Below are 19,198 nucleotides of genomic sequence, written 5' to 3'. Positions count from 1 at the left end.
CAGTCGTTGTCCGGGTCGAATCAGCCCAGACCGGGCAACGACCTCAGCGGACGTTCCAGGAAATCCGGCAGCCAGGTCGGCACCCCCGAGATCCAGAACAGCAGGTAGAAGGCGAGCAGCACGACGAGCAGCGTTCCCAGGCCCACCAGGCCCTTGACCCACCAGGACTGCTTGCCCACCCACGAGGTCCAGCGGCGGACGTGGCCCTTGGCGAACTCCAGAACCCGCTGCGCCCACTCGAACTCCGAGGCCAGCACACCGAGGCCCGCGAAGATGATCAACCAGCCGGGACCGGGCGCCGGGAGCAGCACGATGCCGAGCGCCACGACGCCGACTCCGACTACCCCCACCACGATGCGATAGATCAGCTTGGTGGTCGGGTTGCTCTTGATCTTGGCGCGCCAGGCCCAGTCGTCCTCGTCGGTGTCGAGGGTGATGTTGCGATCCCCGTAACGCTTGTCCAGAACGACGCGGTCGTCCGCTGCCTCGTCGGTGACGTCCTCTGCGGGCATCGCTGGGTGCTCCTGTTCGGTCCGGTCGCGGGGGAGAGTCCCTGGGGCGAACAACCCGATCATGCCTGGTGTTCCCCGACTGCCACCACGGGTGACGTCGATCAGGTCGATCACAGAGGCCGAGATGGTCGCACAGGATTCGGACGCCGATCAGGATGAGGATGACGCCACCGGCAATCTCCGCAGGCTTGCGGAGCGACCCACGGGCGACCGCCACGGCTCCGACGGTCACGCTGCACCCAGTGATCGAACTCAGCGCACGGCGCGGGACCAGTTGATCAGGGTGCCGTCTTCTTCCGACCAGCCGGAGCCGACCCGCTGGAAGTGGTTCTTGCTCAGCACTCGGCCGCTGGCTGCGTTGTCGACACCGGTGGAGGCAATGACGGTCTCGACGTCGGGGCGGGCGGACAACATCTCCACCGTCTGCCGCACCGCCTCGGTCGCGAACCCACACCCCCACGCCGACGGGTTGATGCCGTAGCCGATCTCCACGGCGCCGGCGTCGAGGTCCACGTCCACCACCCCGATCATGCCGACCGCTTCGGCGCTGTCGACGTGCACCACGAGGTGGGTGTCCAGGTCTTCGCCGGCCTGCAGCATCGTCAGGAATCGGGGGAAGAGCTCGACGGCCACTCCCGGCCATTCGGCGCCGAAGTGGACGAGAATCGACTGGCCGGCGACCGGGATTGCCTGCTGGAAGGAATCGTCCTGGGAGAGCCGTTCCTGGACCATCCACTCGGTCATCGGGACGAGGTGGACGGATTGCGGCATCGGTCCAGACTAGAGCCCGCGCTCGGTCTCGGCAGGGAAGATCGGCGGGGTCGGCAGGTCCCGGATGCGACGGTCGATCTGGGTGGCCACCGTGCCCGCGCGCTCAGCTGCCTCACGGGCGATCTCGGCCGACCGGCCGATGTGCCCCAACGGATCGAGCAGGGCGTCCAGTTCGTCGTCCGTCAGGTGGTCGGTCACCCGGCGGTCCCGGCGGAGGGTGTCGGCGAAGCTCAGACCGGGATGCACCTGGCGGGCAGCCTGCCGCACCACCTCGTGTGCCTGTTGTCGACCGATCACCGCACCCAGGGCCAGCATCACGGCCTCCGAGGAGATCAGACCGTTGGTCAGCTCCAGGTTGTGGCGCATCCGTCGGCGATCCAGTTCCAGCCCGGCCAGGATCATCCGCATCCTGGTGAGCAGGTCGCCCGAGAGCACACAGCCGCGTTCGAGCGCGTCGTCCATCATCTCCGTGTACGCGCCGGACACTTCATGGTCCTGCAGCATCGCCTCGAGGGCCAACGGCACGAGAGCGCGCACCTGCGCTGAGATGGCGATGCAGTCGTCGGTCAGCTGCGGGTTCTTCTTGTGCGGCATCGTGGACGAGCCGACCGTCGCCGTCGGGGTCGGCTCCGCAGCCTCGGCCAGTTCGGTCGACATCATCGCGAACACGTCCCGCGCGATGCGCCCGATGGTGCCCGCCAACACCCCGAGCACGCAGACGTACTCGGCAAACGCATCCGCGGTGGCCCGCATCGGCACCGTCATCGGCAGCAGATCCAGGCGGGCGGCGAGCTGCGCCTGGACGGCCGGGCCCACGTCGCCCAGGGACGCGAAGTTGCCGACCGCACCACCGAGCATCGCGGTGAACAGGCGGGGTTCGGTCTGGCGGAGCCGGTCGGCGCTGCGGCAGAGTTCGTCGATCCACGCCGCGACCTTGAAGCCGAAGGTGATCGGCACCGCGTGCTGACCATGAGTGCGCCCGGCGGCCACCATCTCGGCGCCGCGTTCGGCGAGCTCGCCGGCCGCGCGCAGGACATCGCTGAGCACCCCGAGCAGCAGTACGTGGGCGTCCCTGATCACCAGCACGTCGCCGGTCTGGGTGATGTTCTGGCTGGTGGCACCCCAATGCACCCAGCCGCCGTACTCGCGGCCGGCCTCCTGGCTGAGCTCCCGGACGAGAGCCATCACCGGATGCGAGGTGGCCAGGATGCCGCGCGCAACCTTGTCCAGGTCGATGCGGTCGAAGGTCGCGGCCTCGGCGATCACCGCACCGGCCCCCGGGGGGATGACGCCCAGGTCCGACTCGCTCAGGGCGAGCGCGGCTTCGACGTCGAGCCACCGCTGCCAGCGATTGGCCGGGGCGAACAACCGTCGGATGCCGGGGTCGGGTACCCGCCCGTCGGTGAAGCGCGTCATCATCGGATCACTGAACCACGCGTGTGTGACCGTCGTGTGGCGCACGAGTCCTGGGGTGGCGTGCCGGTCAGGCGACGTCCTCGTCCGCAGTCGCGATCCGTCGCGCCAGTCGGTCGAACACCTGGGCCCGATCGAACTGCAACGCGTACTCACGGGCCCGAGTCCGCCAGGCCGCGTCCATCTCCGGAGACATGGTGGCAACCATGTCGATGGCGTCCCGCAGCGACTCCGGTGCGAACGGCGGTACCAGCACCGCGGTGTCGCCGACCGCCTCGGTGATCCCGCCTGTCGGACAGGTGATCACCGGGCCGCCACCGGACAGCATCGCCTCCACGAGGGCGATCCCGAAGGTCTCCACGAACTCCGGCTGCGGACGGCTGGGCAGCACGAACGCTGCGCTGCCCGCCATCAGCGCCGGCTTCTCGTCGTCATCGACGTCGGTGAGGATCTCGATCCGGTCCGCCACTCCGGAAGCAGCTGCCCAGGAACGGATCTCGGCCTCACGTGGACCGCGACCCACCAGCACCAGCTTCAACTCGCGCCGCGCGGTGCTGCCGCGGTAGGCCTCGATCAGATCGTCGACACCCTTCGCCGCGGCCAACCTCGACAGGAACAGCAGGTACTTGCCGGGTTCCAGGCCACGGCGCTGCAGCACCCGCGCGACCTGATCCCGATCCTGCTCCAGGTACGGGGCGGTATGGACCGCGGGGAAGCTGATCCCGATGCGCTGCCGACATTCCTGCGCGAAGTGCGTTCCCAGCCGCTCGTCGAGCAGCAGCGCCGACTCCTCGATGAGGTCCTTGGTGAACTGGGACACCGCGACGCAGTGGTCGGCCTCCAGGTAGGTGGTCATGATGTGCACTGCAGCACCGAACCGGTTGTCGTCCAAGCAGTTCCGGACGACGTTGGTGATGTCCGAGCCGACCGCCTCGGCTACGGTCACCAGATCGCGCGCCCCCATCGACCTGGCGATCCGAGCGGCGTCCTGGACCGCAGTGGTGTGCGGGCTGAGGTACAGCGACATGGCCACCGTCGGTACGCCGTCGGTGAACAGTTCGATGAGGCGTCCGGTCAGACCGGCGAGGTACCGCCCGTCGATGACCCGGTAGTCGCCGACCGGATCCGGGCGCTCCACGGTGATGCCGGGGGAGTACGGCTGCACGGTGGCCAACGGCTTCAGGGGCAATCCGCTCTCCTGCAGACGGTCGATCGGCCAACTGACGATCCGCACGTCGTCATACCCCCGGGTGAGCGCCACCTCAGCCAGGCATCGGGCCTCTCCGGAATGACCACAGATGACGGGATCGGCGCGGACGACGATGACCAGCCGGCGGCGTGCTCTGCCCGTACGTTCCGCGAGCCCGGGGAAGGCAACGGTGGGCGGGAGCAGGGTTTCGATGGGCGGGAACAGGGTTTCGGTGGGCGGGGTGCTGTCCATCGGACACCTCCTGGGCGATCATCGGTCGGGGGGCGCCGGTCACCGGGGAGAGTGGATCGCCCCGGACAACCTTCCACTGGTGCCACTGTGCAACATGCGCGCCGCACCTGCGCCCTCTCACATGAGGAGTTCACACACTGGAAACCTGACGCTGCAGCAGTTACCGACGGGACCTGTCTGATCAGACCCGGTCCAGCAGGACCGCGACCTCGACATGGGTGGTCTGCGGGAACATGTCGAACAACCGCGCCTGCCTGGGTCGCAGGGACGGCATCCGGGCCAGATCCTGCGCGAGGGTCACAGGATTGCAGCTGGAATACAGCACGTGCTCCGACGGCGAGGTCTCCAATCGGTGTGCCAGACCTACCCCGATCCCTCGCCGCGGTGGATTCACGATCACCAGGTCGGCCTCCGGGGCCAGATCCGTTGCGGCGTCGCCTGCTTCGAAGGTGAATCGCTCAGGGGCGGCTGCCTGCAGTGCGCTGGCGCGGGCGGCGACCACGGCGTCCTCGGACAGTTCGACGCCGCGGATCGAGCGCGCGGAAGCAGGGGCGGCGAACAGGGCGAAACCACCGACGCCGCAGTACATGTCGAGCACAGAGCTGGGCCTCACAGCGGCCGCCCAGTCGGCGGCCTGCCGGTACAGAGCGGTGGCGACCGTGGAGTTCGTCTGGAAGAAGCCCTGCGGGCCGAGGTGCAGCGTCACGTCGTCGAGGCGCATCGGGAGCGTTCGACGATCGGTGAGCACCACTTCCTCCTCACCCTCGAGCACCGCCTTGTGTTCCGGGTGGAGGTTGACCGACACCACCGCCGCTCGGGGCAGCACGGCCAGCAGTTCGGGCAGTGCGCGCCTGATGACCGGCAGCTGGTGGCGCGAGCGGAGTACGAAGCGGACCATCAGCTCGCCGTCGGGGGAGGCGGTGACGATCAGGTACTTGAGCTCACCGGTCCGTCTGCGCACGTCGTACGGGACGAGGCCACACGAGGAGATGAACGCGGCCAGTACCGGGAATGCGGCGACGAGCGAGGGCTCGCAGATCCCGCACTCTCTCAGATCGATCCCTTCGCGGAACTCGTCGAGGATGCCAATGGTCGGGGAGTCGGAGCTGCCGCCGACGACCCACTTCGCCTTGTTCCGATAGCCGGATTCGGGCCCCGCGAAGGGCGCCAACCACTGCACCCCTGGCGTGACCTCGTGCAACGTCTGCTCGGCAGCGGCCTGCTTGTCGGCGACCTGCCGGCGATACGGGACCCCCATCAGCCGACACGAGCGGCACGCGCCGGAGTCGAAGTAGTGGCACTGCACACCACTCAGACTAGGCGGGCGACGGCGCTCAGGCCGCAGTACCGGCCCGAGCCCTGCTGAGGCCGCCGCCCGCCGTGCCGCACGGCGGCCCGCACTCGACCCACATGCGGGGTCCGATTTCCGCCGGTGCTCGCCGCGAGCCGCGGGCAGGCTGGGGACATGACAACCCCACATCCGTCGACACTGCGATCCACCTACCTGGTTCACGGGACCGATCCCGATCAGCTGGAGACGTTGCGGCGCAGCAGGATCGATCATCACGGCTTGCCGGTGCAGCCGTTCAAGGACGCTGCGGGAGATTGGCCGCTCCGGTGTTGTCTGGCCGACTCCCGGCCCGGCGAGATGCTGGCGATCATCGGCTGGTCGCCCTTCCCGTGGAACGGCGCATACCGGATGTCCGGACCTGTCGTGATCCACGCGGACGGGTGTCCGACCGCACCGAACGGCGCTCTCCCGCCGGCCTTCCAGGAACGTCGCCAGATCCTGCGCTGCTACGACGGCAGCCACCTGCAGATCTACGACCTCGCCGTACTGGTCGAGCCCGGTGACGGACTCGGCGCGGCATTGGACGCGATCTTCGCCGATCCCCGGGTCGAGCTCGTGCAGTCGTTCAACGTGCTGGCCGGCTGCTGGTCGTTCACCGCCGCGCGCCACTGAGTGCTCGTCCGGTTCGCTGTCACGGCTGGGCATTCAGCCGCGCCGCCTGGCGGACGAGATGGTCCCGCTCCAGGGCGCTCGACGCCCGTCGTGCGGCCTCGGCGTACAACTCGGCGGCCTTGGCTCGCGCTCCGTCACGCTCGTGCAGGTACGCCGACACCGCCGTCCAGCGGGGCAGCGCCGGATCGAGCTGCGCCAGCGCGGCGAGGCCCGCGCGTGCTCCGTCCGCTTCACCGACGGCAACGGCACGGTTCAGGCGGGCGATGGGGCTGTCGACGATGCGGATCAGTTCGTCGTACCACCCGACGATCTGCACCCAATCGGTCTCCCGGACGTCGGCGGCGTCCGCATGGAGCGCCGCGATTGCTGCCTGGGCCTGGAACTCTCCCAACCGATCACGGGCCAGGGCTCCCTGCAGTATCTGCACCCCTTCGGCGATCAGTGCAGTGTCCCAACGGGAACGGTCCTGATCGGCCAAGGTCACCAGCCTGCCGTCGGCGGCGATCCTGGCCGGACGCCGCGCGTGGTGCAGCAGCATCAATGCCAGCAGTCCGGCCACCTCGGGATGGTCGACGGCGGCAGCCAACTGCCGGGTCAACCGGATGGCCTCGGCCGCCAGATCCAGCTCTCCGGAGTAACCCTCGTTGAACACCAGGTACAGCACCCGGACGACGGTGGCGATCTCACCGACGGTGTCGAGCGGGACGTCGCTGATGGTCTTCTTCGCGCGGCTGATCCGTTGCGCCATCGTCGATTCCGGGACCAGGTACGCCTCGGCGATCTGCCGGGTGGTCAGGCCGCCGACAGCGCGGAGAGTGAGAGCGATCGACGATGCGGCCGAGAGCGCCGGATTTGTGCAGAGGAAGTACAGCTGCAGCGTGTCGTCGGTGCTCGCCACCGGACCCGGCGCCGGTTCGGTGTCGACGGTGTCCTCCCGCCGCCGCCGAGCCGCGGCGGCGCGCACGGCATCGAGGTACTTGCGCCAGGCCGCAGTGATCAGCCAGGCCTGGGGATCCCGGGGTGGTTCGGCCGGCCAGCTGCGTACGGCCTCGACGAGAGCGTCCTGGACGGCATCCTCGGCCGACGCGAAATCCGCGCCACGGCGGACGAGGACACCGATCACCCTGGGCACGAGGGTCCTGAGCAGGAGCTCATCCACCGCCGCTACTCCGTGACGGTCGGAGGAGCGGTCAGGAACGGGCGCACCCCGAGCCATTCGTGGATCGGCTTCCCGCCTGCACCGGGGGCGGCGGACAGTTCCCCGGCGAGTTCGACTGCCCGATCCCAACTGTCGACGTCGATCGCCATCCAGCCGGCGATCAGGTCCTTGGTCTCGGCGAAGGGTCCGTCGGTGATCGGCGGCCGGCCCTCGCCGTCGTAACGCACGAACGCACCCTCCGGCGAGAGCGCCTGCCCGTCGACGAACTCGCCGGTGGCCCTGAGCCGGTCGGCGAAATCGTCCATGTACTGCAGGTGGGCCGAGATCTCGTCCTGGGTCCACTGGTCCATCGGGACGTCGTTGACCCCCGCCGGAGCTCCGCGGTAGTGCTTGAGGAACAGGTACTTCGCCATGATGTTCTCCTTCTCTCGTCGCCGCCGTCGTCGGCCGCGTTCACTACCAGGACGACGCCGTCCGCCCGTTCTCGACATGGTTCCCGATGTGATCGACCGAACCGTGCGGGGTGATGCCCGGTCATCGGACGATGCCGTAGACGGCGACCTGGCCGCCACGCAGTTCGACGAGGTTGCTGCCGATGACTCGCAGGTCCACCCGCGTCGGCTCGTTCGGTCGGGACACTGTCAGGTTGCGCACGGTGGTTCCTTCGATGCGGTTGGCGACGTCGATGCCGGTCGCGGTGGGGATCAGCACGTTCCCGCTGACCGTGCCGGGCAGGCCGATGACGCCGTTGCGTTGCCAGGCCAGCGCGGGGGTGTCGCGTTCTTCGTCGGTGACGGTGGGTGCGGCGCTGCTGGAGCCGGTGGGCAGCAGCTCGGCGGTGGTCGTTGTGGTTGGGGTGGTGGTCACCTTGACGGTGCGGTTTGCGGTGGTGAGGGCCATCAGGGTGGTGCCGAGCAGGGCGTACTGGACGTCGTCGAGGGTGGTGCGGGGGGTGGGTCCGGTGGTGTCGAAGGCGCCTGCGGGGGCGGCCGTGGGGGTGCGGGAGACGACGGTTCCGTCGGCGTCGTAGACGACCAGTGCGGTGACGGGGGCGTTGACCAGCACGGCGACCCTGTCCGGGGTGATCCCGAGGATCCTGGCAGCGGTGGCACCGGTGTCGATGTCAGTGCGAGGTTTGCTGGTGTAGACCGTGCCACCGTTGTCTTTGTCCTGCGAGGGGTCACCTGGATCGGGCCAATTCAGCACCAGCCGCAACGTGAAGCTGAGCTGCGGGCAGTTCTCGACGGTGGCGAACTGTCTGTCGGTGATCGCCGCATCCAGGAAGGTGCAACCGGTCCGCGCGGAGTTGGGCTCGTTGGACGCCGGCTGGTTGCCGTACTGCCGGGTGCGGATCAGTGGGTTGCGCCAGACATCGAACAGGTCGTGGCCGAGCCAACCGGCGTAGGGGCCGCCGCTGATGAGAGTCCCGTCAAGTTGGCCGGAAAAGGTGCGCTGGTAGAGGCGGGCACCGGTGCGGGGGTCGAGGGTGACCATTTCCTGGCACAGGTTGCCGTGCCGGTAGATCGCGATGATCCCGCGCACGCCCGGACCGGCCGAACTCTGGGTCCCGGCGGTGACGTCGCTGGAGTACACCGCGCACAGGTCGCGGTTCGAGCGGGAGTAGACCCAGCGCTGGACACCGGTGGCCGGATCCCGGCCGATCAGACCGTGCTCGTCCGTCGTCACCACCACACCCCGGGCGGAGGCCACGGCGCCGAGCGTGCCGTCGGTGGGCTGCGTCCAGAGCGGCTTCAGGGAAGTCGGTGCGCTCGCAGCGTTCTTCGGCAGCGCGGTCTTGGGAGCTTCGGTCGAGGTGACCGCGCGGATGTCACTCGTCAGATAGATCGTGCCGGCGACCACACCGGCCACCAGTGCGATCGCCGCCGCGATCACGATGTCCCGGCGGCGGCGCCGCGCGAACTCGGTCGAGCCGGTCTTGGTGGACACGGCGCGAGCGTAACCGCGATTCTGGTCCGGTGACGTCCAGTGGAGCGGCCCGGCAATCGGGTCGGGACATCCTGGACCGCAGATGTTCGGGCTCCATCCACTGCGGTGGGTCGCTGGGAGGTCGTCCGCCGAACGCGGGAGCCCTCTGGCACCGGTGGACAGACAGCGGGCACAGGCTGATGTGCACACGGGCCCGGGGTCGAGCCCGGTCGACCCAGCCGAGCCGACAGGGTGCCAGCCCGCTGACCTGACTACCTGGGCTCATCTCGACCCTCGACGCGGGCATCCCCGAGCTGCGTACGGAAGAACCCAGCCACCGCCAGTTGCAGTGTGCGCGCCTCGTCGAGCACTGCGTCCATCCACCAGAAGCCGTGGATCATGCCTGGGAACCGTTGTGCCGTCACCGGAACCGCTGCTGCGCGCAGTCGGTCGGCGTAGGCCTCACCCTCGTCACGCAGCACGTCGTGGCCGGCGGTGGCGACGTAGGTCGGCGGCAGAGCGGCGAGCGACGGCGCTCGCAGCGGCGAGACCCGTGGGTCGCGCCGGAGTTCGTCGTCAGCGCCCGGACCCAGGTAGTGCCCCCAGAACCAGGCCATGTCGGCGGCGTCCAACCCGTGGCCCTCGGCGAATTCGCGGTAGGACCCGCTGTCGGCCACCGCATCCAAGGCCGGGTAGAGGAGCGCCAGAGCAGCGACGGGTCGCTCGGCGACGGACCCCGTCCCACCTGGTGCGGACCAACGGTCGGTCAGCACCGCGGTGGCCGCCGCTGCCAGATTGCCGCCGGCGCTGTCGCCGACGACTCCGATCCGGTCTGCTTCCACTCCGAGCTCCGCAGCGTGCTCACGGACCCACTCGATGGTGGCGATGCAGTCGTCGAGCGGAACCGGGAAGGGATGTTCCGGCGCCTTCTGGTAATTGACGGTGATCACGGTGAATCCGGTGTCGGCTGCCAATCGACGAGCCGGCTCATCGACGACGTCCAGGTTGCACGCCACCCAGCCGCTGCCGTGCAGTACGACGATCGCCGGGTGCGGCCCTGGCTCGCCATCAGGTCTGATGATCCTGATCGGCAGATCAGCAGTCGGCCCGGGGATGAAGCGGTGCTGCACCGGCAGATCGACGCTTTCCCGTTGCAGTGCCAGGTATCCGAGCGTCGCGAGGCGCGCTTCGGGGACGGTCGATCCGGCGATCGTCTGAGCTCCGGCCGAAGCTCGCAGATGTGTGGCCGCCTGCGGATGGAGGGTCATCGTCCGTCACCGTTCGCCATGCTGCCGACCGCATCTGCAGCGTCGTTGCCCGGGGCAGCACCGGCGTTCTCGTGTCGGTTGGCCAGTGCCAGGCAGGTGCCGATCATCGCCATCCCGACGCCGACCCAGATGGGGGAACGCCAACCCCAGCCCAGCGAGATCGCCAGACCGCCCAGCGCCGACCCGATCGCATTGCCGACGTTGAACGCCGCGATGTTGGCGGCAGACGCCATGGTCGGCGCGTCACCCGCGAAGCGCATCACCCGCAGTTGCAGGGGAGGCGTCGCCGCGAAGCCGACGAATCCGATGACGAACAAAGAGATGATCACCGGGATCCTCCACTGGGCTGTCGCCCCGTAGACCAGCAGTACCAACGGCAGCAGGACGGCCAGCACCCGCAACGTACGGGTGAGGTTCCGGTCGGCGGCGCGCCCGCCCACGATGTTCCCGAAGAACAGGCCGAGGCCGAAGACGACGAGCAGCCACGGCACTGCGCCGGCGCCGAAGCCGGTGACCCGGGTGACCAGCGGCTCAACATAGATGAACGCTCCGAACAGTCCGCCGAAGAGCGTCAGCGTCAGCAACACCGACACCCGCACCTGCGGTCGGCGGAGCACTGCGTACTGCGAACCTGCGGGCAGTGGGGGAGCGGGACGTCGCGGCACCGCCGCTGCGATGCCCAGCGCTGCAACGATTCCGATCCCGCTGATGATCCAGAACGCTGCCCGCCAGCCCAGGTGCTGACCGACGAACGTGCCGAACGGGACGCCGAGAACGTTCGACAGGGTCAGCCCGCCGAACATCACGGCGATCGCGCCCGCTCTGCGGTCGGCCGGGACCAGGTCGGCGGCCAGCACGGCGCCGATTCCGAAGAAGCCGCCGTGACACAGGGCCGTCACCGCTCGCCCGAGGACGGCGAGCGCGAACGTCGGCGACAGCGCGGTGAGGACGTTGCCGAGCACGAACAGGGCCACCAGGACCAGCAGCGCACCCTTGGGTGGGCGGCGGCTGAGTGCGGCAGTGACGGTGAAGGCGCCGACGGCCACCGCCAGGGCATAGCCCCAGATCAGGGCTCCGGCCGTCGGCACGGTGACCCCGAGGTCGGTGGCGACGTCAGTGAGCAGGCCGGCGATGACGAACTCGGTCAGGCCGATCCCGAAGCCGCCGAGGGCCAGTGCGATGAGTCCGGGGTGGGGGAGTCCCCGGCGCCCGGCAGCCGGGGCGTCGGGAGCGGATGAGGGCATGGCAAAGCTGTCCAAGGGAGGTCTCCTGGAGGATGTGGGGTGGGTGGGGTTGACTGGTCGGTCAGGAAGTGAGGGTGGAACTGGCGAGCAGTTTCAGCGCCGCGTCATCGGTGGAGCCGGGCTCCGCGTAGTGGACGAGCAGCCGATGTCCGTCGTTCTCGGGGGCGTGGAACACCTCGAAGGTCAGGTCGAGCCGGCCGACGACGGGATGGTGGAATCGTTTGACCCCTCGCGTGCAGAGCTGAACTGGCTGATCAGCCCAGATCCGCGCGAAGTCGTTGCTGCACAACGACAACCCGCCGACCAGGTCGGTGAGTGCTGGGTCCTCGGCTCGCCGCCCGTTCACATATCGCAGCGACGCGACGGCCAGAGTTGCCTCGTACTCCCATTCGCGGTGCAGCGAACGAGAATGCGCGTCGGTGAAGATCATCTCGACCTTGTTGGGTCGGGGTGTCCTGGAGGGTGCCGAGAAGTCCAGGTGGCCGGCGAGCAGTGCGTGCCCCAACCGGTTCCAGCCGATGATGTCCTGGACCGGCGAGAGCATCACCGCGGGAACATCGGGCATCCGGTCCAGCAGCGCGGTGAGCGATGCCGCCGGTGGCTCCGGCGAGCGGCGGACATCTGGTTCGGCCCCGGCGAGCCGGTGGAGGTGTGAGCGCTCATCCTGGTCGAGGCGCAGGGCGCGGGCGATCGCATCCAGCACCTGCGAGGAGGGATTGGTCGCGAGGCCCTGCTCGAGTCGGGTGTAGTACGTCAGGGAGACGCCGGCCAGCTCGGCCAGCTCTTCGCGCCGCAATCCCGGTACCCGTCGCGCGCCGTAGCTGGGCAGTTCCAGGTCGTCGGCGCTGACCGCTGCCCTGCGGGATCGCAGGAAACCGCTCAGTCCGAGTTCGGTGAGCAGCTGCTGGGTTCGTGCGGTGTGGGGCGCCATGTGGTTCATCGTGCTCCAGCACAGCGCGACCTGCCTGTCCCTGTCAGGAGTAGGGGGCGAGGGCGGCCCGTGCTTCCGGGACCGTGCAACGATCGGTCGATGGAAACCGACTGCACTCGCTGCGAGCTACCCCTGTCGATGTGCGAGCACGGTCTCCGGGACAGGACCGCGAAGACCGCCGGCGCGGGTGCCGAGAAGCTGCTCATCTCACCGACCGGACTGGCGCACTTCGGGGGTTGCCCACACAAGGGCGATGACCCTGACCTGAGCAGGTGGGCAGAGATCAGGGATGAGAACGCCTGGCTGAAGCTGGCGAACGGTGAGAGCCTGCCGGCGACCGATGGTGCGGATCTCGCCCTCGTCGCACGGGCCCGTTGTCTGGACTGTGTGAACCACGGCCCCTGGCGATGAGTCGAGGGGTTCCGGAGGAGTTCCGTCCGCATTGCCGCCTACTTTTCCGGGACAACCTCCGAGAGAACGGGCCGGCCATGAACCACAGCACTTCCACGGTGGCGGACGAAGCGATCCGCGGCTTCGACTTCGATGCCTTCTTCGCCGCACTCGACCAGCAGCGCCGGCACCACGATCTGAACTGGTACGAGCTGGCCGACCAACTGTGGGACCAGTCGTCGGACCTCAACGCCGTGCGCGAAGACCACCCGCTCTGCGGTGGAGCAGTATCCAGACTGGGCCGGCGGGGGAAGACCTCCTGCCAGTACGCGATGTTCATGCTGCGCTGGCTGGACCGCGCTCCCGAGGAGTTCCTCGAGGGCGGGGGGACTGATGCGGCCGCGGCACTGCCGCCGGCGGATCCTGCGCACCGACTCCGCTGGGATCTGGCTGAGCTGCACGGCGCCGTGGACACCCGACGCTGCGCACAGGGGTTGACCTGGACCGAGTTGGGACGGATTCTCGGGTGTACTCCGAACCGTTTGACGAACCTGCGGTCTGCTCGGGAATGTGACCTCGACCTTGCGATGCGCGCTGCCCAGTGGACGGGGCACACCCCGTCGGCCTACATCCACCCCGCGTCCTGGTGAGCCGGAAGAGGCGCACCATGGACAGATGAGCTCAGCAACGCGACCGCAGCCGGATCCACTCCGGCCAGGGCAGGAGTCGGTGTGGGACTATCCACGGCCACCGGCTCTCGACGCCTCGGGGGAACACGTCGAGGTGTTCCTCGGGGGGCGGATCATCGCTGCGACCGATGATCCGATCCGGGTCCTGGAGACCAGCCACCCGCCCACCTACTACCTGCCGCGAGCGGCCTTCCTCGACGGCAGCCTGCGGCCGGCCACCGGGAGCTCGTTCTGCGAGTTCAAAGGCGACGCGTCGTACCTGGATGTGCTCGCCGGCGACACGGTGGCGCCCCGGATCGCGTGGTTCTATCCGCAGCCGTCCCCTGGTTACGAGAGCCTGGCCGACCACATCGCGCTCTATCCGGGACGGGTCGACCGCTGCACGGTGGATGGTGAGCTGGTCCGTCCGCAGCCGGGGGAGTTCTACGGCGGCTGGATCACCGATCGCATCGCCGGGCCCTTCAAGGGGAGTACCGGGACCCGTTTCTGGTGAACCGGCCCCTCGCGGGTGCAGGATGGGCTTTCCCCCGCTGGTTGAGGAGAACTCGGATGACGGCGACCGGCAACGGAACCCCGGACGAACCGTGGCAGCTCACGACACCACCCGGCACGGCCGGCTACACGATGTACCGGGACGAGAGCACCGACCCACCGCGGCTCGTCTGCACGGTCGGCTCCACGACCCTGCACTACGACCTGCGTGCCATCGAGGACCTGCACGCCATGCTGGTCCAGTCCGGCGACTGGGTCCCGTTGGGCAGCGCCGATGAGAACAAGCCGGCGAAGGACGGCACCGTCGAAGCCTTCGGGCGATCCGGGTCGAACCCCATCGGCGGCTGGTACGGACTGCGGAAGGGCTACCGCGGCCGATTCGGCATGTACCTGCCGCCACTCCTCGAGGCACTCGGACTGGCCGAGTTGGAGCACCTCCCGCGCAACAACCGCATGCGGGCACGCTGAGCGCACGGCGCTCACCTCCCGTCACTGCCGCAATCCGAGTCAGGACGCGGCCTTCTTGACGAGTTCGATGACCCTCTTCTGCACCGCCGGGCTCCACTTCAGGAGGGCGAACGAGCACGGCCAGATGTCGCCTTCGTCGAGGTTCGCCGCATCCTGGAACCCGAGGGTCGAATATCGGTAGCTGAACTTGCCCGAGTCCTGGAAGAACAGCACGACCTTGCCGTCCTCGTTCGCGTAGGCGGGCATGCCGTACCAGGTTCTCGGCTGCAGCTCGGGTGCGTGCGCGGTGACCGTCGCGTGTATGCGTTCGGCGAGCGCCCGGTCGCCCGGAGCCATCTTCTGGATCTGATCGAGCACCGCCTGGAGACCGTCAGCACGTTTCGCGCCCTTCTTCCCTTCGGCACGGAGCTCGGCGGCGCGCTCCTTCATCGCGGCTCGCTCTGCGGCGCTGAATCCGTCGGACACCGTCTCGGTCTTGTTCGTGGGCATCTGCGTGCTCCTCCCGATCATGGTCGGCATGGGGTGCCTTCCCGCCCAGAACGGTATGGCTGCCGCTGCTGGGGAGCTTCTCGAATCCTGATCGATGGCGCGACAGCAGCAATCGCGTCCCAGCCCTCATTGCGTCAGAGCCTCGACAGCAGATCCCACCGGTTGCCCGCGATGTCGACGAACACCGCCACCCGGCCGTACGGCTCGGTCCGGGGTTCCCCGACGAAGTGCACGCCGGCATCCTGCATCCGCCGGAGCTGCGCATCGAAGTCGTCGACGCGGAGGAACAGCCCGACCCGGCCGGCGAACTGGCTGCCCACCACCGCTTCCTGGGTCGGGCCGTCCGCCCGTGCGAGCAGCAGGCCGGTACCGCCGCCCGGTGGGCGCAGCACCACCCAGCGCTTCGGTCTGCCGTCGTTGGTCAACGACGCTGCATCCTCGGTCAGTTCAAATCCGAGGACCTCCGTGTAGAAGGCGATCGCCTCGTCGTACTCCGACACCACCACGCTGATCAGATCGAGCTGCATCGACCCAGCGTAGGTGGATCCCATCTGTCGTTCTCTTGCACGAATGCCTCAGAGCTCGAACTCGGTCGGGTCGATGCCGAGTGCGAAGCAAGCCTCCTTGACGACCTTCTTCTCGTCGGCGTCGAAGTTGCCGTCGGCGCCACCGATGATGATGCCGATCTGGATGACGGCGCGGGCTTCGGTCGGCTTCTTCTTCGTCTTGGAGATCTCCTGGATCAAGGAGACCTTGCCGAAGTCGAAGTCGGCCGTCAGCTTGTTGCAGTAGTCGTCGAACTTCGCCCGCAGATCATCGGCGGCGAAATTGGACAGGACTTCGTTCGTGGTGACCAGGCCGGCGACCTTGCGACGTTCGTCGACGTCGATGGAGCCATCGGCGGCGGCGACCAGGGCGCACATCGCCATGCTGGCGTCACGGAAGGCGCCGCTCTTGAGGTCGTTCTTCTTGGCGACGAGTTGCGTCTGCATACCCTGTGCGGCCTGACGGAGCTGGTTCCAGATCGGCATGATGTCCTCTTTCGTGTGCGGTGCTGGTGCGGTGACTGCGGGTCCGAGATCCGGACACGTGCCTCAGCAGAACGAACGAGCGGCCGGAGACGTTCCCCTCCGGCCATGAGACCGATCATCGGCGATGGTGATGTCCTGACCAGCGGAGTCGGCCTACCGAGCTGTTCCGCGGTCCCGCGACCCAGATCCCGCGGTTTCACCCCGGCGTCGAGTTGACGCTGCTGCTCGGCGGAGGCGAACGCGACCTCTTCCGCGGCCAGGACGGAGGAGGCGGTCGCGATCAGTCGCTGCAGGGAGGCGATCCGGTCGATGCTCTCGGCCTGGGTGGACGCCGGCCCCAGGTCGAGAAGTTGGCCTTGCAGGTCGTCGGTGACGAGGCGGATCCACCGGTCCTCCAGGAACTCATCGACCTGCTGCAGCTCGTCCATGTCTGCGGCGTCGACGAGGTTCTCCTCAAGCCACGGAGGCGGAATCGTTGCTGACATGGATCCATCATCGAACGTATGTGCGTCCGTTTGCACCGCCGGATGAGTGAAGAACAAACCACCCTGAACCGCCGATCGAGCGAGCTCAGTGCAGAGCCCAGCAGTGCCTGCATCCGACCGCCGAACTCTGGCCGTCAAGCTGGGCCTTCCAGCACGAACTCGCCGGCCGCAATCCGGCGACGCAGACCAGCGGCGGTGCCGACCGGATCAGTACCCGTCGAGTCGACGATGTGTCGAGAGAGCAGCGCCCGGTGGGACTCGAAAGCGCGGTGCAGCTCGGAGACGGGTCCGGAGTCGCGCAGTTGGTCCTCGCCACGGCCGCGGGCCCTGGCCACCGTCGTCGACAGATCAGGAAGCAGCACCACATAGACCACCCGCAGCCCGGCACGGTGGATCGGTGTGCGGTAGGAGGGAAGGAACCAAGGCCCGACGACACCGTCCACCACCACGTCGTACCCGCCACGGGCGTAGCCGATCGCGGCCTCCGCGCACACCCCGGTGACCACGACGTTCTGCGATGCCGATTCCGGCAGATACGGCGCGACATACCCGGTGCGGATCGCTCGGTAGAACTCATCGGTGTCCAGCAGGATCGTCGGCCGCGCCCCATCGGTGGCCAGAAGTGTTGCCACTGTGGACTTTCCGGCACCCGGCGGGCCTGACACGATCACGATCGTGCCCGGTTCGTCGGCCACCTTCGGCCGCGCTGTGGTCGGATCGGTGACCGCACCATCGGACGCCGGCAACGCAGGCTCCGCCGGCGCGGATTCCGTTGCGCGAGAATGACTGTCGACGCTGGCGTCGTAGTAGGCGATCTTGTCCCCCAGCACCGTCAGCGCACGAAGCGTTGCCTCCTGGCGCTCGAGCAGCGCTGCCCGGTGCCGCCGCAGGAATTCGACGGGGTCGGTGGGCTCCGACCCACTCGTCCGCAACAGCTGCGTGAAGCCGCGCAGGTCGGCGATCCCCAGGCCGGCGTCCCGCAAGCACGTGAGCAGCCCGATCCACGACAGGTCACCCTCGGTGTACCGGCGGCGGCCGTTGACGGTGCGGTCGACCGGGCCGATGAGGCCCTCCCGCTCGTAGTACCGCAAAGTGTCGAGACTCAACCCGGTGCGCTCGGCGGCCTCGTGCGGCTCGAACACGTTCTCGTGGTGTGGATCGGATGGGTTCATACGTCGATCGTGGCACGACCGAGCACCCGATCGACATCGTCGAGTTCACCCGGCGTCAGCGGCGCGGCGGTGAGCGTTCCCACCGTGTCGATGACCTGACCGACCGTGCGGAAGCCCGGAACGACGACGGCATCCGGATCCGTCGCGAGCACCCAGGCGATCGCACCCTGCGCCAGCGATCGGCCGCTGCCCATGAGGATGTCGCGGACCTCGGACAGCCGGCGCCACGCCGCGGGCGCCGGAACACCGTCGACGAACCAGGTCAGCCACTCCGGTTGGGTTCGGCGGACGTCACCTGTCGGCAGCTGGGTGTTCGGGGTGTGCCGGCCGCCCAGCAGGCCCATGGCCAGCGGCGACCTGCACAAGACGCCGAGGTCGCGCTCGTGCGCCAGCGCAACGGAAGCAGAAGGCCCGTCCAGCACGTTGCACTGTGCTTGCAGGATCGCGCAGTGCGGACCGTCGAGGAAGGGCTCGAGCTGCACGGGCGAGTCCGTGCTGACGCCGTACCAGCGCACCGTTCCCTGTGCCACCAGGTCTTCGAGCACCGCAACGAGCTCCGCGGCCTACACCGCTGGGATGTCCGGGGCGTGCAGTTGGTAGAGGTCGACATGATCGCGATCGAGCCGGCGCAACGACGCGTGCACGGCCGCTCTGACGTACTCGGGGGAGGTGTCGGACCCGAGCAGCCGCCGGGTGGATTCGTCGAAGGTGTTGCCGAACTTTGTGGCCACCAGCACCTCGGGGTGGCATGCGAGCGCCTGTCCCAACAAGCGTTCGCTGTGTCCGGCGCCGTACACGTCAGCCGTGTCGAACAGCGTGACCCCGAGCTCGACTGCGGTGGCGATCGCGCGCAATGACTCCTCGTCATCGACGCCGGTGTACCCCAGGGCCTGCCCATCGAGGCCCATGGCGCCGGCGATCGGCCAGGTACCCAACCCGATGGCCGACGAGGAGAGCTCGGACCGGCCCAGCCGGCGGATGGTGGTGGACGTGGGATCGGTGGGCGAAGTCATCATGTGACCACCCTGCGACCTGGAGCGCGCACCAGGTCAAGCCCCAGATGGTTCGCTCAGGAAATCTGTGCGTCGATGGGTGTTCCTGTTGCCAGCTGTGCGACCCGGTGCCAGGCGTCGACGACCAGACCGGCGGAGCAGGGACGGTGACGTTCAGCGTGGTGGCGGACGGTCGGGTGCTCACCACCACTCCGGTGGTCAAGGGGCGCCAGGCAGCGACCGCGCTGGACTTCGATGTCACTGGCGCACAGGTGATCAGCCTGGTGGTCGGCGACGGCGGCGACGGCAACGGTCAGGACCATGCGGACTGGGCCATGCCGACGCTGAGCTGCACCTGAGGC

At 68.4% G+C, this 19,198-nt stretch carries 20 protein-coding genes and 3 pseudogenes; 6 read left to right on the top strand and 17 right to left on the bottom strand.

All coding sequences use genetic code 11. The features are described 5' to 3' along the window. Nucleotides 1-20 precede the first annotated feature (20 nt). The 5 genes from ABLG96_RS10520 to ABLG96_RS10500 all read right to left on the bottom strand — a co-directional run bounded on the left by ABLG96_RS10520 (nt 21) and on the right by ABLG96_RS10500 (nt 5,443). Nucleotides 21-512, bottom strand: a complete 492-nt coding sequence (locus tag ABLG96_RS10520; protein ID WP_353651272.1) for a TIGR02611 family protein — start codon at nt 510-512, stop codon at nt 21-23. 252 nt (nt 513-764) lie between these two features. Beyond that, the gene (locus ABLG96_RS10515; protein WP_353651271.1) at nt 765-1,283 is read right to left on the bottom strand and encodes a GNAT family N-acetyltransferase; all 519 of its coding nucleotides are present in this window, start codon (nt 1,281-1,283) and stop codon (nt 765-767) included. Nucleotides 1,284-1,292: 9 nt separating this feature from the next. Beyond that, nucleotides 1,293-2,702, bottom strand: coding sequence for an adenylosuccinate lyase family protein (locus tag ABLG96_RS10510; RefSeq protein ID WP_353651270.1), 1,410 nt, complete (start codon nt 2,700-2,702; stop codon nt 1,293-1,295). Nucleotides 2,703-2,766: 64 nt separating this feature from the next. Beyond that, entirely contained in the window at nt 2,767-4,137 is a 1,371-nt protein-coding gene (locus ABLG96_RS10505; RefSeq protein ID WP_353651269.1) for a glycosyltransferase, read from the bottom strand. A gap of 181 nt (nt 4,138-4,318) precedes the next feature. Next, nucleotides 4,319-5,443, bottom strand: coding sequence for a methyltransferase domain-containing protein (locus ABLG96_RS10500; RefSeq protein ID WP_353651268.1), 1,125 nt, complete (start codon nt 5,441-5,443; stop codon nt 4,319-4,321). Between the two features lie 159 nt (nt 5,444-5,602). Here ABLG96_RS10500 and ABLG96_RS10495 point away from each other — a divergent pair, with 159 nt between their 5' ends. Next, nucleotides 5,603-6,100, top strand: a complete 498-nt coding sequence (locus ABLG96_RS10495; RefSeq protein ID WP_353651267.1) for a DUF1203 domain-containing protein — start codon at nt 5,603-5,605, stop codon at nt 6,098-6,100. 19 nt (nt 6,101-6,119) lie between these two features. Here ABLG96_RS10495 and ABLG96_RS10490 read toward each other — a convergent pair whose 3' ends face one another. From ABLG96_RS10490 to ABLG96_RS10465, 6 genes are all read right to left on the bottom strand, one after another. Beyond that, nucleotides 6,120-7,259 carry a DUF6596 domain-containing protein gene (locus ABLG96_RS10490; RefSeq protein ID WP_353651266.1) on the bottom strand — a complete coding sequence of 380 codons (1,140 nt, stop codon included), beginning with the start codon at nt 7,257-7,259 and terminating at the stop codon, nt 6,120-6,122. A 5-nt stretch (nt 7,260-7,264) separates the two neighbouring features. Beyond that, nucleotides 7,265-7,672 carry a YciI family protein gene (locus tag ABLG96_RS10485; protein ID WP_353651265.1) on the bottom strand — a complete coding sequence of 136 codons (408 nt, stop codon included), beginning with the start codon at nt 7,670-7,672 and terminating at the stop codon, nt 7,265-7,267. 121 nt (nt 7,673-7,793) lie between these two features. Beyond that, nucleotides 7,794-9,206, bottom strand: coding sequence for a hypothetical protein (locus ABLG96_RS10480; protein WP_353651264.1), 1,413 nt, complete (start codon nt 9,204-9,206; stop codon nt 7,794-7,796). A gap of 251 nt (nt 9,207-9,457) precedes the next feature. Further along, nucleotides 9,458-10,453 carry an alpha/beta hydrolase gene (locus tag ABLG96_RS10475; RefSeq protein WP_353651263.1) on the bottom strand — a complete coding sequence of 332 codons (996 nt, stop codon included), beginning with the start codon at nt 10,451-10,453 and terminating at the stop codon, nt 9,458-9,460. Then, entirely contained in the window at nt 10,450-11,697 is a 1,248-nt protein-coding gene (locus ABLG96_RS10470; protein WP_353651262.1) for an MFS transporter, read from the bottom strand. The genes ABLG96_RS10475 and ABLG96_RS10470 overlap by 4 nt, the downstream gene beginning before the upstream one ends. Before the next feature lie 61 nt (nt 11,698-11,758). Then, nucleotides 11,759-12,628 (bottom strand): helix-turn-helix transcriptional regulator, encoded by an 870-nt coding sequence (locus tag ABLG96_RS10465; protein WP_353651261.1) that lies wholly within the window; start codon nt 12,626-12,628, stop codon nt 11,759-11,761. Between the two features lie 99 nt (nt 12,629-12,727). On the opposite strand from ABLG96_RS10465, the gene ABLG96_RS10460 reads away from it, so the two are divergent. The 4 genes from ABLG96_RS10460 (at nt 12,728) to ABLG96_RS10445 (ending at nt 14,667) form a co-directional block, all read left to right on the top strand. Beyond that, on the top strand, nt 12,728-13,039 hold the full coding sequence (locus tag ABLG96_RS10460; protein WP_353651260.1) for a hypothetical protein: 312 nt from the start codon (nt 12,728-12,730) through the stop codon (nt 13,037-13,039). Nucleotides 13,040-13,116: 77 nt separating this feature from the next. Further along, nucleotides 13,117-13,668, top strand: a complete 552-nt coding sequence (locus ABLG96_RS10455) for a hypothetical protein (RefSeq protein WP_353651259.1) — start codon at nt 13,117-13,119, stop codon at nt 13,666-13,668. A gap of 25 nt (nt 13,669-13,693) precedes the next feature. After that, nucleotides 13,694-14,200, top strand: coding sequence for a DUF427 domain-containing protein (locus tag ABLG96_RS10450; RefSeq protein WP_353651258.1), 507 nt, complete (start codon nt 13,694-13,696; stop codon nt 14,198-14,200). Between the two features lie 56 nt (nt 14,201-14,256). Then, nucleotides 14,257-14,667, top strand: coding sequence for a DUF6855 family protein (locus tag ABLG96_RS10445; protein WP_353651257.1), 411 nt, complete (start codon nt 14,257-14,259; stop codon nt 14,665-14,667). Between the two features lie 39 nt (nt 14,668-14,706). Here ABLG96_RS10445 and ABLG96_RS10440 read toward each other — a convergent pair whose 3' ends face one another. The 6 genes and pseudogenes from ABLG96_RS10440 to ABLG96_RS10415 form a co-directional block, all read right to left on the bottom strand. Next, the gene (locus tag ABLG96_RS10440) at nt 14,707-15,156 is read right to left on the bottom strand and encodes a hypothetical protein (RefSeq protein ID WP_353651256.1); all 450 of its coding nucleotides are present in this window, start codon (nt 15,154-15,156) and stop codon (nt 14,707-14,709) included. A 134-nt stretch (nt 15,157-15,290) separates the two neighbouring features. Further along, the gene (locus ABLG96_RS10435; RefSeq protein WP_353651255.1) at nt 15,291-15,683 is read right to left on the bottom strand and encodes a VOC family protein; all 393 of its coding nucleotides are present in this window, start codon (nt 15,681-15,683) and stop codon (nt 15,291-15,293) included. 48 nt (nt 15,684-15,731) lie between these two features. Next, complete coding sequence (locus tag ABLG96_RS10430) at nt 15,732-16,187, bottom strand: TerB family tellurite resistance protein (RefSeq protein ID WP_353651254.1); 456 nt, start codon at nt 16,185-16,187, stop codon at nt 15,732-15,734. A gap of 619 nt (nt 16,188-16,806) precedes the next feature. After that, nucleotides 16,807-17,502 carry an AAA family ATPase gene (locus ABLG96_RS10425; protein ID WP_353651463.1) on the bottom strand — a complete coding sequence of 232 codons (696 nt, stop codon included), beginning with the start codon at nt 17,500-17,502 and terminating at the stop codon, nt 16,807-16,809. Further along, nucleotides 17,476-17,844, bottom strand: a pseudogene (locus tag ABLG96_RS10420) (MerR family transcriptional regulator); the annotation flags it as partial. The gene ABLG96_RS10425 and the pseudogene ABLG96_RS10420, both read right to left, overlap by 27 nt. After that, nucleotides 17,841-18,857 (bottom strand): annotated as a pseudogene (locus ABLG96_RS10415) (aldo/keto reductase). The pseudogenes ABLG96_RS10415 and ABLG96_RS10420, both read right to left, overlap by 4 nt. Before the next feature lie 107 nt (nt 18,858-18,964). Here ABLG96_RS10415 and ABLG96_RS10410 point away from each other — a divergent pair. Continuing rightward, nucleotides 18,965-19,195 (top strand): annotated as a pseudogene (locus ABLG96_RS10410) (NPCBM/NEW2 domain-containing protein); the annotation flags it as partial. Nucleotides 19,196-19,198: the final 3 nt, after the last annotated feature.

This window comes from Nakamurella sp. A5-74, assembly GCF_040438885.1.
Classification (GTDB): Bacteria; Actinomycetota; Actinomycetes; order Mycobacteriales; family Nakamurellaceae; genus Nakamurella.
Note: the sequence above shows the minus strand (reverse complement) of the source record. Positions and strands in the feature narration are given on the sequence as shown.